General features: G+C 72.6%; 13 protein-coding genes, 1 tRNA gene and 1 riboswitch. Of the genes, 3 read left to right on the top strand and 11 right to left on the bottom strand.

Annotation, left to right across the window (positions count from 1 at the left end):
* Nucleotides 1–157: 157 nt before the first annotated feature.
* Complete coding sequence (locus IE277_RS02420) at nt 158–856, top strand: hypothetical protein (RefSeq protein WP_189948015.1); 699 nt, start codon at nt 158–160, stop codon at nt 854–856.
* Entirely contained in the window at nt 772–1128 is a 357-nt protein-coding gene (locus IE277_RS02415; RefSeq protein WP_229880505.1) for a helix-turn-helix domain-containing protein, read from the top strand. Before IE277_RS02420 ends, IE277_RS02415 begins: the two co-directional genes overlap by 85 nt.
* Here the strand turns inward: IE277_RS02415 and IE277_RS02410 are convergent.
* Nucleotides 1112–2281, bottom strand: coding sequence for a steroid 3-ketoacyl-CoA thiolase (locus tag IE277_RS02410; protein ID WP_189948011.1), 1170 nt, complete (start codon nt 2279–2281; stop codon nt 1112–1114). The genes IE277_RS02415 and IE277_RS02410 overlap by 17 nt on opposite strands.
* Nucleotides 2282–2513: 232 nt before the next feature.
* On the opposite strand from IE277_RS02410, the gene IE277_RS02405 reads away from it, so the two are divergent.
* On the top strand, nt 2514–3749 hold the full coding sequence (locus IE277_RS02405) for a cytochrome P450 (RefSeq protein ID WP_189949169.1): 1236 nt from the start codon (nt 2514–2516) through the stop codon (nt 3747–3749).
* Nucleotides 3750–3913: 164 nt separating this feature from the next.
* Here the strand turns inward: IE277_RS02405 and IE277_RS02400 are convergent, their stop codons facing one another.
* From IE277_RS02400 to IE277_RS02355, 10 genes are all read right to left on the bottom strand, one after another.
* Nucleotides 3914–4621 carry a YoaK family protein gene (locus IE277_RS02400; protein WP_189948010.1) on the bottom strand — a complete coding sequence of 236 codons (708 nt, stop codon included), beginning with the start codon at nt 4619–4621 and terminating at the stop codon, nt 3914–3916.
* A 103-nt stretch (nt 4622–4724) separates the two neighbouring features.
* Nucleotides 4725–5138 carry an aggregation-promoting factor C-terminal-like domain-containing protein gene (locus IE277_RS02395; protein ID WP_189948008.1) on the bottom strand — a complete coding sequence of 138 codons (414 nt, stop codon included), beginning with the start codon at nt 5136–5138 and terminating at the stop codon, nt 4725–4727.
* 291 nt (nt 5139–5429) lie between these two features.
* Nucleotides 5430–6350, bottom strand: coding sequence for an ECF transporter S component (locus IE277_RS02390; RefSeq protein ID WP_229880503.1), 921 nt, complete (start codon nt 6348–6350; stop codon nt 5430–5432).
* Complete coding sequence (locus IE277_RS02385; protein WP_189948006.1) at nt 6347–8164, bottom strand: ABC transporter ATP-binding protein; 1818 nt, start codon at nt 8162–8164, stop codon at nt 6347–6349. The genes IE277_RS02390 and IE277_RS02385 overlap by 4 nt, the downstream gene beginning before the upstream one ends.
* Nucleotides 8161–9276 (bottom strand): CbiQ family ECF transporter T component, encoded by a 1116-nt coding sequence (locus tag IE277_RS02380; protein ID WP_189948004.1) that lies wholly within the window; start codon nt 9274–9276, stop codon nt 8161–8163. The genes IE277_RS02385 and IE277_RS02380 overlap by 4 nt, the downstream gene beginning before the upstream one ends.
* Nucleotides 9263–9949 (bottom strand): SCO2322 family protein, encoded by a 687-nt coding sequence (locus IE277_RS02375; RefSeq protein WP_189948002.1) that lies wholly within the window; start codon nt 9947–9949, stop codon nt 9263–9265. The genes IE277_RS02380 and IE277_RS02375 overlap by 14 nt, the downstream gene beginning before the upstream one ends.
* Nucleotides 9946–11163, bottom strand: coding sequence for an SCO2321 family membrane protein (locus IE277_RS02370; protein ID WP_189948000.1), 1218 nt, complete (start codon nt 11161–11163; stop codon nt 9946–9948). The genes IE277_RS02375 and IE277_RS02370 overlap by 4 nt, the downstream gene beginning before the upstream one ends.
* Nucleotides 11164–11287: 124 nt before the next feature.
* Nucleotides 11288–11362, bottom strand: a riboswitch (adenosylcobalamin-variant (AdoCbl-variant) riboswitch).
* 107 nt (nt 11363–11469) lie between these two features.
* Nucleotides 11470–11931, bottom strand: coding sequence for a nuclear transport factor 2 family protein (locus tag IE277_RS02365; RefSeq protein WP_189947998.1), 462 nt, complete (start codon nt 11929–11931; stop codon nt 11470–11472).
* Nucleotides 11932–11997: 66 nt separating this feature from the next.
* The gene (locus IE277_RS02360; RefSeq protein WP_189947996.1) at nt 11998–13023 is read right to left on the bottom strand and encodes a Strvi_7410 family MBL fold metallo-hydrolase; all 1026 of its coding nucleotides are present in this window, start codon (nt 13021–13023) and stop codon (nt 11998–12000) included.
* 378 nt (nt 13024–13401) lie between these two features.
* A tRNA-OTHER gene (locus IE277_RS02355) sits at nt 13402–13477 on the bottom strand.
* Nucleotides 13478–13545: the final 68 nt, after the last annotated feature.

The following is a 13545-nucleotide window of genomic DNA, read 5'->3' as shown; positions in this document are numbered from 1 at the left end:
AGAACTACAGCCAGCGCCACGCGACCTTCTACGGCAGCGACATCGAGCTGAACAACAAGTACTGGGACGGCAGCGCCTCGGCGTTCGCCCAGAACGGCGGCAGCTCCATGCGGAACGACACCGGCCCCTACGTCGGCCTGTGGGACATCGGCACCGCGTGCACGGGCGCCTCGTACACGGCGAAGCGCTCGCCCTGCTGCTTGTGGCCACCGGGTGCGCGGCGACGTCCGAGCGGCACCCGAAGGCCGTGCTGGCGGCGGCGCCCGAGCCGACGAAGGAAGTCCGGGATCTGCTTCTGCCCTACGACCGCTATCAGCTGTCGGTCAACGACATCTACCTGATCGGGAGCGCACAGGATCTCCTGACCCGTGACTGCATGAAGAAGCGCGGATACGACTGGGAGGTCATCGGCGACCGGAAACAGTATCCGGACGTGCGCAACCGCCGCCGCTACGGCGTCATCGAGCCGGCGGTCGCCCGGGAACTGGGATATCGGGCCAATCCCCGGCTGCTCGGCTCCACCGATGTGACGGTACGCGAAATGGACCGTCAGGAGGCCCTCTCGCCGGCCGCGAAGAAGGCCGCGCCGATGGTCGAAATCCGACAAGGCGTCAGCCGCCGAGAAGAAGGCGGCGGTCGCCGATGTGACGCTGCACATCCGCCACGAGCAGGCGTGCCGGCTCTACGAGCCTCGGCGGATCGTGCTGCATCCCTCGCCGCTGCGGTCGACATGGGCGCTGCGCAGCGACCCCTGGGGCGAGGGCGGCACCCATGTCGCCTACCCCGTGGCAGACCCGGCCGGGAACGGCCGCCCGGCCGACGAGCCCGTCCTGCTGGACCCGCTCGGGGGGGGTGATCGGACAGGCCCGGTTCCTGCTGCTGTCGGACCTGGGCAGCCCCTGTACCACCACGGAGCTCGCCCGGCGCCATCATATGAGCGCGTCGACCGTCTCCTACCACCTGCTCCGGCTGCACCGCGTCGGTCTGCTGCACCGGACGCGCGAGGGCAGCAAGGTCTACTACCAGCGCACGGAGCAGGCCGACCGGCTGGTCGAGTGCCATGGGCACCGGGTCGCCGCCTTGGCCCGGCCCGCACGCGAACCGGCCCGTCTCACAGCCGCTGAATGATCGTCCCGGTCGCCAGCCCGCCGCCCGCGCACATGGTGATGAGGGCGAACTCCTTGTCCACGCGCTCCAGTTCGTGCAGCGCGGTGGTGATCAGACGGGCGCCGGTCGCGCCGACCGGGTGACCCAGCGCGATCGCACCGCCGTTGACGTTGACCTTCTCCAGGTCCTGCTCGAAGACCTGGGCCCAGCTCAACACCACGGACGCGAAGGCCTCGTTGATCTCGACGAGGTCGATGTCCTTCAGGGACATGCCCGCCTTGCCGAGCACCGCGCGCGTCGCGTCGATCGGGCCGTCGAGGTGGAAGTGCGGGTCGGCGCCGACCAGGGCCTGGGCGACGATGCGTGCCCTGGGCCGCAGCTTCAGGGCGCGAGCCATCCGTTTCGAGGCCCACATGACGGCGGACGCGCCGTCCGAGATCTGTGAGGAGTTGCCCGCCGTGTGGACCGCCGTCGGCATGACCGGCTTCAGACGCGCCAGCGCCTCCGGCGAGGTGTCCCGCAGGCCCTCGTCCTTGTCGACCAGCCGCCACATGCCCTGACCGGCGAACTGCTCCTCCTCGGTCGTCGGCACCTGCACGGCGAACGTCTCGCGCTTGAAGCGTTCCTCCGCCCATGCGAGGGCGGCCCGCTCCTGGGAGCGCAGGCCCAGCGCGTCGACGTCCTCGCGGGCCAACCCCCGGTGGCGGGCGATGCGTTCGGCGGCCTCGAACTGGTTGGGGAGGTCGACGTTCCACTCGTCGGGGAAGGGCTTGCCGGGGCCGTGCTTGGAGCCTGAGCCCAGCGGGACCCGGGACATGGCCTCGACGCCGCAGCTGATGCCGACGTCGATGACGCCGCCCGCGACCATGTTGGCGACCATGTGCGAGGCCTGCTGGGAGGAGCCGCACTGGCAGTCGACGGTCGTGGCGGCCGTCTCGTAGGGGAGGCCCATGGTCAGCCAGGCCGTGCGCGCGGGGTTCATGGACTGTTCGCCGGCGTGGGTGACCGTGCCGCCGACGATCTGCTCGACCGCGTCGGCGGGGATGCCGGTGCGGCCGAGGAGTTCACGGTAGGTCTCGCCCAGGAGGTAGGCGGGATGCAGATTGGCGAGCGCGCCGCCGCGCTTGCCGATCGGGGTGCGGACGGCTTCGACGATCACGGGTTCGGCGGCCATGGGTGCGGGTCCTCTCCGAGAGGGCTCTCCTCCAGAACTAGTACGCGTTCTAGTTCTGCTCAGCAGTCTGCTGACGTGATGTCCATCACCGCAAGGGTCTTGCAGGTGTCGAAGTCGCGATCTGCGCGAATTCCGCACGGATTGGGGTCGCCGTACCTCTTGCGACTTGTAGAACCCGTTACTACCTTCACGGCACCCGCTGATGGACCGTCAGAACGGACGGGAGCCGCCGATGCACTGCCCCGCGCTGCCCGACGGGTTCGACCTCACCGACCCCGATCTGCTGCACCACCGCGTGCCCCTGCCCGAGTTCGCCGAGCTGCGCCGCACCGAACCGGTCCGCTGGATCCCGCAGCCGCACGGCATCGCGGGCTTCGCCGACGCCGGCTACTGGGCCGTGACCCGGCACACGGACGTCAAGTACGTCTCCACGCACCCGGAACTCTTCTCCTCCACCCTCAACACCGCGATCATCCGCTTCAACGAGCACATCGAGCGCGACGCGATCGACATGCAGCGCTTCATCCTGCTCAACATGGATCCCCCGGAACATACGCGCGTACGGCAGATCGTGCAGCGGGGCTTCACGCCACGTTCCATCCGCGCCCTGGAGGAGCGGCTGCGGGCGCGGGCGCGGGCGATCGTCTCGGCCGCGCGGGAGCGTTCCGGGCCCTTCGACTTCGTCACCGAGGTCGCCTGCGAGCTGCCGTTGCAGGCCATCGCCGAGCTGATCGGCGTTCCGCAGGAGGACCGGTCCAAGATCTTCGACTGGTCCAACAAGATGATCGCCTACGACGATCCCGAGTACGCCATCACCGAAGAGGTCGGCGCGGAGTCGGCCACCGAGATCATCGCCTACGCGATGAACATGGCCGCCGAGCGGAAGCGGTGCCCCGCCCATGACATCGTCACGACCCTCGTCGCGGCGGAGGACGAAGGCAACCTCAACTCCGACGAGTTCGGCTTCTTCGTGCTGATGCTGGCCGTGGCCGGGAACGAGACGACCCGCAACGCCATCACCCACGGGATGCACGCCTTCCTCACCCATCCCGGGCAGTGGGAGCTGTTCCGGCGGGAGCGGCCCGCCACCGCGGCCGAGGAGATCGTGCGCTGGGCGACCCCGGTCAACGCCTTCCAGCGGACGGCCACCCAGGACACCGAACTGGGCGGGGTCCCGATCAGGAAGGGCGAGCGCCTCGGGCTGTTCTACGCCTCCGCCAACCACGACCCCGAGGTCTTCGACGACCCCGACGCCTTCGACATCACCCGTGACCCCAATCCCCATCTGGGCTTCGGCGGTGGCGGCCCGCACTTCTGCCTCGGCAAGTCCCTGGCGATCCTGGAGATCGACCTGATCTTCGGCGCGATCGCCGACGCGATGCCCGGCCTGCGACTGGCCGACGCACCGCGTCGGCTGCGCTCGGCCTGGATCAACGGGGTCAAGGAACTCCAGGTCACCACCGGCTGACCCGCCTCGACCCGGCGGGTCGGCCCATCCCGAGGGAGGCAGGAGCACTCCTACCCCAACGCCCCGTTCCTGCCTCCCCCGAGATCCGGGATCCGAGCTCCTGGATCCGAGCTCCTGGATCCGGGATCCGGGACCTGCGCCCCGAGGTCCGTGATCTGTACGGCTCATTCCCTGCCGGACGTGACCGCCGCCAGCACGCCCGAGGCCGCCGCGGCGATCAGCAGCGGGATGCCCAGGCCGTGGTGGAGGACCAGCAGCGCGCCCAGACAGGCGCCGGCGAACATCGCGCTCACCGCGGCCGTACGGCGCGGTGAGCGGTGGCCGGTGGCGTCGCCGAGCCGGGACTCGGCGGCCAGGCCGGTCAGGGTCATGGTCAGCACGGTCGTGGTGAGATCGGCGATGCCCAGCTTGCGGACGGTCGCGTTGCGCAGACCCATCGCGAAGGCCGTCAGGGCGATCAGGGCGTAGCGGGTGCCGCTGCTGTCCGGCCATACGAAGGCCACCACCGCTGAGCCGCCGACCAGGACCGCCTCGGCGGCCAGCGTCAGCCGGGTCCGCCGGCGCCGGGAGCCGCTGCGTCCGACCCGCGCCGCCAGCCGGCCGCCCGCCACCGCGCCGAGCAGGAAACAGGCCAGCGAGGTGGCCGTGTGCGGGACGGAGAAACCGGGGGCGCCGGCCGCCGCGAAACCGAGGACGACGACATTGCCGGTCATGTTGGCCGTGAAGACCCGGCCGAGGCCCAGATAGCCGACGGCGTCGATCAGCCCGCTCACCACGGTCAGGAGCAGCAGCACGACCACCAGCCGCAGCCCGCGCGGCTCCGGGTCGCCTGCGGGCGGCGCCTGCGCCGGCGGTCCCTCCGGTGTGCTCATCGCCCCAGTGGACCATGCGGGCGCAGGCGAGGGAACGCCGAAGGCGGCGGCCCGGGGATCGGGCCGCCGCCTTCAGAAGCGTCGGTGTGTGCCGCCTGCCGGCTCAGTACCAGCCGTTCGCCTGCCAGAAGCTCCAGGCCTTGACCGGGCTGCCGTAGCGGGAGTTCATGTAGTCCAGGCCCCACTTGATCTGGGTGGCCGGGTTGGTCTTCCAGTCGGCGCCGGCGGAGGCCATCTTCGAGCCCGGCAGCGCCTGGACCAGGCCGTAGGCGCCGGAGGAGCTGTTGGTCGCGGACGGGTTCCAGCCGCTCTCATGGGAGACGATCTTGCTGAACGCGTTGAACTGCGCGGCGTCCGGGATCATCTTCTTCGCGATCGCCTGAGCGGAGGAGGCCGAGGCCGGGGCGGCCTGCGCGGGCGCCGCGGAGAGCGCCATGCCGGCGGTGGCGGCGGCCACGGCGGCGACGGTGAGGGCCTTCTTCGGGGAAGCGATGCGGCGGATGAAGGAGACGGACACGGAGAACCTCTTGCGTCGGGGACAGGGGGTTCGCCCGTATGGCGTGACCACCGTTTTCGCGGTGGCCGCATACGTCGGCGCCGCGGCCCGGGAGGGCTCGTGGCGCCTGGCGACGTCATCCAGACAAGCAGGCCCGAAGTCGGTCCGCAATGACCCCTTTTACTAGTTGTGACCGGATCGACGGGAAACATCCGCTCTGTGGCGTGGGTCTCAATGCGCAGGTCAGTGGGGGTGCACTGAAGGGCGTATCGGACATTCCGCACTACTGCCCAGGATCGTAGGTGATCTGGCTCATGTGGGGTGCTTCACCGGCTCCGTGCCGCTGTGTGAGCGGCCCTGTCCGTCCGGTGAGCGCTCCTCGGGGCCGAATGTGACCGCGGTCTCGAACGCGGCCCGCCGGGTGGCCCGGCGCAGCGCGCGCAGCACCGCCGGGCCGAGGAAGACGGTCAGCACCACCGTGCAGACGGCCCGGCCCAGGTCCCAGCCGAGCGAGGTGGCCAGGCAGTAGGCGAGGAAACGGGCCAGATTGGCGGGGACGGAGGCGTGGGCGTCGAAGGAGATGTTCGAGGCGGCGGCGCCCATGAAGGGCCAGCCCGCCAGATTCATGACCGTGCCGTAGGCGAAGGCCGCGAGAAAGCCGTAGCCGGCGAGCAGCAGCAGTTCCGCCCGCCCGCGCAGCCGGACGGCGCCCGGCAGCAGCCCGGCCCCCATCGTGAACCAGCCCATCGCCAGCATCTGGAACGGCAGCCACGGTCCGACCCCGCCCGTGAGCAGCGCGGACGCGAACATCGTCACCGAGCCCAGCGTGAAGCCGAAGCCGGGTCCGAGCACCCGCCCGCTGAGCACCAGCAGAAAGAACATCGGCTCGATCCCGGCCGTCCCCGCGCCGATCGGCCGCAGCGCGGCCCCCGTCGCGGCCAGCACGCCCAGCATGGCCACGGCCTTCGGCCCGAGATCCGACTCGGAGATCGTCGCCGCCACCACCGCGACCAGGAGGACGAGCAGGCCCGCGAAGAGCCAGGGCGCGTCCTGGGCGTGCGCGCTCAGCTGCGAGGTGGGCGGGGCGAGGAAGGGCCAGCCGAACGCGATCACGCCGACCGCGCTGACCAGCGCGAGGGCGGCGAGCGAGCGGGGCCGCAGCCGGACGGCGTGCAGCCGGGCCGCCTTCGGGCCGCTTGGCTGCCGGGCACTCGTCGGATGCCGGGTACTCATGCGAGAGCCTCGCGTACCTCGGTCACGGTGAGCCACCGCTGCGGCGCGAGGATCTTCGTCACCTGCGGGGCGAACGACGGCGAGGAGACGACGATCTGCGCCGTCGGGCCGTCGGCGATGACATCCCCCTCGGCGAGCAGCACCACCCGGTGCGCGAGCTCGGCCGCCAGCTCCACGTCATGCGTGGCCAGCACGATCGCATGCCCCTCGGCGGCGAGCCCGCGCAACACGGTCACCAGACGGGCCTTCGCCGCGTAGTCCAGGCCACGCGTCGGCTCGTCGAGCAGGAGGAGGGGCGGACGGGCGGTCAGTACGACGGCCAGCGCGAGCGCCAGACACTGCCCCTCGGACAGATCGCGGGGGTGTGTGTCATCGGTGATCCCCGGCAGCAGCTCGGACACCAGCGCCCGGCAGGTGCCCGGCGCCGCGCCGGCGTCCCGGTCGGCCGCGGCGCACTCCTCGGCGACGGTGTCGGCGTACAGCAGGTCACGGGGGTCCTGCGGGACGAGGCCGACGCGGCGGACGAGGTCGGGGGGTGCGGTGCGGTGGGGTTCCGCGCCGCCGACGCGGACGGTGCCGCGGGTGGGCGGGACGAGGCCGACGAGGCAGGAGAGGAGGGTGGACTTGCCGGCGCCGTTGCGACCCATGAGGGCGATGGTCTCGCCGGGGGTGACGGTGAGGTCGATGTGGCGGAGGGCGTCGATGGTGGCGCGGCGGACGGAGAGGGCGTGGATCTCGGCGATGTTTGTCTGCGGGGGGTGCGGGGCCTGCGGGGCTTCCGGGGAGAGGGTGCTACGGCGGCGGAAGAGGGAGCGGCGCCCGGTGCCGGTGCCGGTCCTGGCGCCGGTGCGGGGCGGAGGCGGGTTCGCTTGCCGGCGCTCGCCGGGTGCCGCCGCGCCCACCCTCCCCCACTCTCGGCTTCGCTCGAGCGGGGGGACCCCCATCGCCCCAGCGGCACGACTGCCCGCAGCTGTGTCGGCATGGCTGCCCGCGGTGGACGTGGCCAGCCGTTCTCGCAGTGGAGCGGCCTGGCGGCGGGCGTCGCGGACGGTGAGGGGGAGGGGGGACCAGCCGGCGAGGCGGCCCAGGGCCACGACCGGGGGGTGGACGGGGGAGACCGCCATGACCTCGGCGGGGGTGCCGACGATCGGGGGCGCGCCGGGGGCCGGGAGCAGGACGACCCGGTCGGCGTAGTGGATCACCCGCTCCAGACGGTGCTCGGCCAGCAGGACGGTCGTACCGAGGTCGTGGACGAGCCGCTGGAGCACGGCCAGGACCTCTTCCGCCGCGGCCGGGTCCAGTGCCGAGGTCGGCTCGTCCAGGACCAGCACCTGGGGGTGCGGGGTGAGGACCGAGCCGATCGCGACCCGCTGCCGCTGTCCGCCGGAGAGAGCGGCGACCGGGCGGCTGCGCAGTCCGGCCAGGCCCAGCAGGTCCAGGGTCTCCTCGACCCGGCGCCGCATCACCTCCGGGGCGAGCCCCAACGACTCCATGCCGTAGGCGAGTTCGTCCTCGACCGTGTCCGTCACGAAGTGGGCGAGCGGGTCCTGGCCCACCGTGCCGACCACGTCGGCGAGTGCGCGCGGCTTGTGGGTGCGGGTGTCCCGGCCGGCCACCGTGACGCGCCCGCGCAGGGTGCCGCCGGTGAAGTGCGGCACCAGTCCGCTCACCGCGCCGAGCACGGTCGACTTGCCGACCCCGGACGGGCCGACGAGCAGCACCAGTTCGCCCTCCGGCACCTCGAAGTCCACGCCCCGGACGGTGGGTCCGGCCGCACCGTCGTAGGTCACGCTGACATCCTCGAAGCGGATCACGACGGCTCCTTGGGGTCTTGGGGGGCCTGGGGGACGACGAAGGCGGGGAGGAGGGCGAGGAGGATCGCCGCGGCGGGCCACAGGGGGAGGGCGGGCGCGACGAGGGGGACGACGCCGGGGTGCAGGGCGTCCGGGTCGCGGGCGGCGGCGAGGCTCAGCAGCGCGGCGACCGCGGTGCCGGAGCCGGCGACCAGCCAGGCCCGCGCGTCCCAGGGGTCGGGGCGGTACCGGGTGCGCAGCGAACGCCGGCCGCCGAGCCGGAGCCCCGCGAGCGCGGCGGCGACACCCGCGAGCAGCAGCGGGATGCCGTAGGTGCCGCCCTCCGCGGTGAGCAGCCCGTACGTCCCCGCGCACACGCCGAGCAGACCGCCGAGGGTGAGCGCGGCCGTCGTACGGCGGACGCCGGCGGGGACCTCGGCGGTACGGCCGTAACCGCGGGCCTCCATCGCGGCGGCGAGCGCGACCGAGCGCTCCAACGCGCCCTCCAGGACCGGCAGTCCGACCTGCAGCAGACCGCGCACGCCCCGGTCGGGACGGCCGCGCAGCCGGCGGGCGGCGCGCAGCCGCTGGACGTCGGCGATCAGATGCGGCGCGAAGGTGAGCGCGACGACCACGGCGACACCGGTCTCGTACAGGGCACCGGGCAGGGACTTGAGGAGCCGGGCCGGACCGGCGAGCGCGTTCGCCGCGCCGACGCAGATCAGCAGGGTGGCGAGCTTCAGCCCGTCGTAGCCGGCGAAGACGAGTGCCTCGGCGGTGACCTTTCCGCCCAGCCGGATGCCCTGCGCCCAGTGAGGGAGCGGGACTTCGGGAAGGGTGAACAGGATGTGGGTGCCGGGGATGGGCGAACCGAGGGCGACCGCGAACACCAGCCGGATGAGCAGCACCGCGAACGCGAGCTTCGCGAAGGCGGTGTAGGCGCGGGCGGCGGGGGTGGGGGTGCGGTGTGTCGCCACGACGTACGCGGACGCGGATATGAGAAGGGCGAGGAGCAGCGGATTGGTGGTCCGGGTGGCCCCCACCCCGAGCGCGAGCGCCCAGATCCACCAGGCACCCGGGTGAACGGCGATCCGGCGGCTGGACAGGTGCGGCCCGCGGTCAGCCGGAGTCATCACGTCGCCGTCGGGCCTGCCACACCGCCGCGCCCGCCAGCACGGCCACCACTCCCGCGCCGATCGGCAACCCCAGCGAAGGCCCGCCGCCCGAGCCGCTCTTCTGCTCCGAGCCGCTCTTCTCAGCCGAGCCGCTCTCCTCGTCCGAGCCGCTCTTCCGCTCCCGGCCGGAGGCCACCTGCTCGCCGCACCCCTTCTTCGGATACCCGGAGATCGCACACAGCAGCGCGTTGGTGTCGTACCGCAGCGGCCCGGCCACGGCGGCCAGCGCGTCCGCCGTCGTCGCGTCGTCGGCCACGCGGGCGCACGCCGTACGGCCGGCCGGCGGTGTCTCGCCGGACGGCGCGTCCGCCGGGGTGCCGAAATCGAGGACCAGGGCCACCCGCTTCATCCCGGACCTGGCCGGCGTGGCCGAACAGATCGTGCCGAAGTCCGCCGCCCCGCGCGGCCGGCTCGCGTCCGCCGAGTCCGCGCTCACCGCGAAGCGGAATCCCTCCACCGCGCCGTCGTCGGGACGGGCGGTCGACGGGCCCTGTGTGGCGTACGTCCAGTGCCCGCCGGACCGCTCCCAGAAGGACCAGTACCGGTAGCCGGCGGCCTGCGCCTGCCCGGCCCCGGCCAGCAGGACGAGGCCGGCGCACAGGACGCCCGCGGCGCGGCGGACGGCGGTCACGGCTGCCGCTTCTTCCGGCCGCTGAGCAGGAAGCCGATGCCGATGCCCGCGACGAGGCAGACGCCGACGAACCACCACAGACCGAACTTCGAGCCGTCGTCGGACTTCTCGCCCTTCGTGCTCTCGTGCCCGGCGGAGGCCATGTGCGGGGCGGGGCCGAGGTCGTTGAGGGACCGGACCAGGCTGGTGCCGCCGAAGTCACCGGGCTGCGCGCCGACCGCGTGGGCGGCGAGGATCAGTTGCGCGTACGCCGCGGGGCCGCTCTGCCGCGCCCAGGGGCCGGCGTTCTTCTCCAGCCAGCCGTAGGCCTTCTTCGCCTGCTCCGGCCGGCCGGCCGCGGCGAGCGCGACGACCGTGTCCGCCGTGTTGCCGTAGTCCGGCTGGGCCTTGGCGCCGGGCAGCACGGTCTCCAGATGCCCGGTCCTGCCGACGGCCGCCGCCAGGTACGCGGCGGCGTTGTCGGCGATCCGCGCCGGGGTGGAACGACCGGCCTCGGCACACGCCTCGTGCGCGGGCGCCTTCCCGGCCTCGGCGACGAACCCCTTGCCGAGCGCGCCCAGCACGCCCGCCGCCGACGCGTCCGCGTTGGCGGCCAGCTTGCCCTTCTTGTCCGGCTGGAACGCGAGGGCGCCGCCGCCGTCCTGGTCGCAGGGGAGGGACAGGGCCGCGAGGAGGTCGTACGGGGACTTGCCCGCCCTGGTGGCCTTCGCCGGGTCGGCGCCGGTCGCGGTCAGCGCGCCCACGACCACGGAGGTGGAGTTGGTGTCGCTGGCCTTGCCGGGGTAGTAGCCCCAGCCGCCGTCCTTGTTCTGTACGGACTTCAGCCAGGTCATCGCCTTGCCGACGGTGTCGTCGTGACCGCCGGTGGCCTTGAGCGCCTGGACCGCGGCGGCGGTGCTGTTGGTGTCCACCATGAGCTTGCTGTCACAGGCACCCGCGGGGTCGGCGCGGTACGCGGCGAACGCGCCGTTCGCGCACTGCTGGCCGGCGAGCCAGTCCACGGCCTTCGTGGCCGGCTCATAGCCGAGGGTCCGCTGCGCGACCAGCGTCAGCGACTGCCGCCACACGCCGTCGTAGGTGGGGTCGGACGTGCCGTACAGCCCGGACGGGATCGCGGCCTTCGGAGAAGGGGACGGGCCGGCGGCCGTGGCGGGCGCGGCGGCGGCCAGCACACCTACGGCGGCGAGAACCGCGGCACTGCGGCGGACGTTCATGGTCGGCGACTGCCTCTCCTGCGGGGAACCGGCAGCGCACGGGAGACCCCCGGGCGGCTCGGCTCCGTAAACCTCGACGGTGCCGTGCGCGGCGGGCCGCCGACGCACGTGAGCCGGTCAACGTCCCGCCCGGGGCAGTCCGGCTCAACGGTTGCGGGTCAGCGCCGGAATTGCACCGGCTTCCCCCCGTACGGGTGTGATGACGACCCCGCCACTTTACCGGCAGCCCCGAACGGCCCGAGGAGTGGCTGTACGCACACGGTCCCGGTGACGGGGGTCACGGCGGCCTCCGCCGGCCGGGCGGGCTCAGCCGGCCTTCGGGGTGGCGTCACCGAAGGGCAGGTGCAGGGTGCGGGAGGCGATCAGCCAGGTGCCGTCGACCTTGCGGAAGACGTCGGCGTAGTGCCCGACCTGGACGGGCGGCCCGGCCGGGATGGGGGCGCCTGCCTGGTATCCGTCGACGCGGTACGTCGTGAAGTACGCGATGGCGCTCGCCGTGTCCGGGCCGGTCACGGTGACCAGCACGTTGGACATCAGCCGGCGGGAGAGCCGGTCGGCGGGACGGGAACCGAAGTACGTGCGCAGCGCTTCCCGGCCCTGGATCCGGCGTCCGTCCCCCGGCGGCGGCCACTCCCAGACCGCGTCTTCGGTGAACAGCCCGGCCACGGAGGCCGGTTCACCGAGGTCGAGCCGGTGGACGAAGTCCACGATCAGACGCTCACAGGCACGCTCGGCGAGAAGCCGGTCCAAGGGTTCTGTCGGTTCCATCAGGCCTGTCTAGCAGGTGGTCCGCGCACCCGGCGAACCGATTGCCCTCCCGCACACCCCGCCCCCTCACACCGCCACGTACGTCACCGGCTCGCTGCCCGTCACCGGTTCCGCGCGGCCCTGTTTCACCAGGCGGCGCAGATGGGACTCGGCCTCCGAGACGGCGATGTTGCGGGAGCCGTAGGGGATGTCGGCCCAGGGGCGGTTCCACTCCATGCGCTCGGCGAGCTGCCAGGGCGTGAGCGGCTCGGCGAGCAGGGTGAGCAGTCCGGCCAGCCGCTCCTCGTGATGCGCGAGCAACTCCCTGACCCGGCCGGACGCATCGGTGAAGGTGTGCTGATGGGCGGGCAGGACCTCGGCGGGGGCGAGCCGGCCGATCCGCTCCAGGGAGTCGAGGTAGTCGCCGAGGGGGTCGGCGACGGTCGCGTCGTCGGGGTCCTCGTACAGACCGATGTGCGGGGTGATCCGCGGCAGGAGGTGATCCCCGCTGAACAGGCGCCCATGGCCCGGCAGTCGGGCGGGGTGCTCCTCCTCCAGGTGCAGACAGACATGGCCGGGGGTGTGGCCCGGGGTCCAGATCGCACGCAGCCGGCGGCCGGGCAGGTCGAGGAGTTCGCCGGGGACGATCTCCCGGTCGGGCAGGGCGGCGGCGAGGCCGGGCAGCCGCCGGCCGCGTGCGGTGCGCAGCGGTGCCACGTGCTCCTCGGGCGCCCCGGCGGCCGCCAGCTTGGCCGCCATGTACGTGAACCACCGCTCGGGCCGCGTCCCGCGCGCCCTGCGCACGATCGCCGCGTCGGCCGCGTGCAGCGCCACCCAGGCACCGGAGGCCTCACGCACCCGGGCCGACAGCCCGTGGTGATCGGGGTGATGGTGCGTGACGACGACGCCGTACACCTCACTCACCGCCGTACCGCACGCCACGAGCCCCGCCACGAGCGTGTCCCAGGACGCGGGATCGTCCCACCCGGTGTCGACCAGCACCGGCCCGCGGTCGGTCTCCACCACATGGACGAGGGTGTGCCCCAGGGGATTGTCCGGAATGGGAACCGCCACGGACCGCACGCCGCCACCGTGATCGAACGTCTTCGTCATCGCCCCTCCACCCTCCACCCTCCGCCCCCGCGCCCTCCACCCGCCGGCCCATGGCCATTGCCCACTATAACTAGAACTGGTTTCAGATCAGATGGGCCTGCCGAAGCTCTCCTTGGGCAGGCGCTGACCGGCAACGGAGCCGTCGTTGTTGGCTGTTGTTGGGTGTCGTGGGCCGCCGTCGGACGGCCCAGGGACGGCCCAGGATCTCGCGCCGCCGCAGGAGACGAGTTCGCCGTTCTGCCGTGTCCCGGGCGAGTTGTGCCGCGCGAGACGGCCCGCCGACGACTACGAGGCCAGCATGATCGCCAGGTTTCGTTGACGGTCCGCAACGACGAGAGCCCCGTGATCTGCTCAGGTCACGGGGCTCTCGTTTCCGTGTGGCGGCGCCAGGATTCGAACCTGGGAAGGCTGAGCCGGCAGATTTACAGCGGGCTCGCTCCGCACAGCCTGAGCAGGCACTTCCCTCTCTGTCGAGCCATCCGGGGGACACGTGGGGGAAGCGGCGCCCTTGACCTCCGGAGG

The organism is Streptomyces alanosinicus, assembly GCF_014650595.1.
GTDB classification, from domain to species: Bacteria; Actinomycetota; Actinomycetes; order Streptomycetales; family Streptomycetaceae; genus Streptomyces; species Streptomyces alanosinicus.
This window is presented reverse-complemented; position numbering and strand designations above follow the sequence as displayed.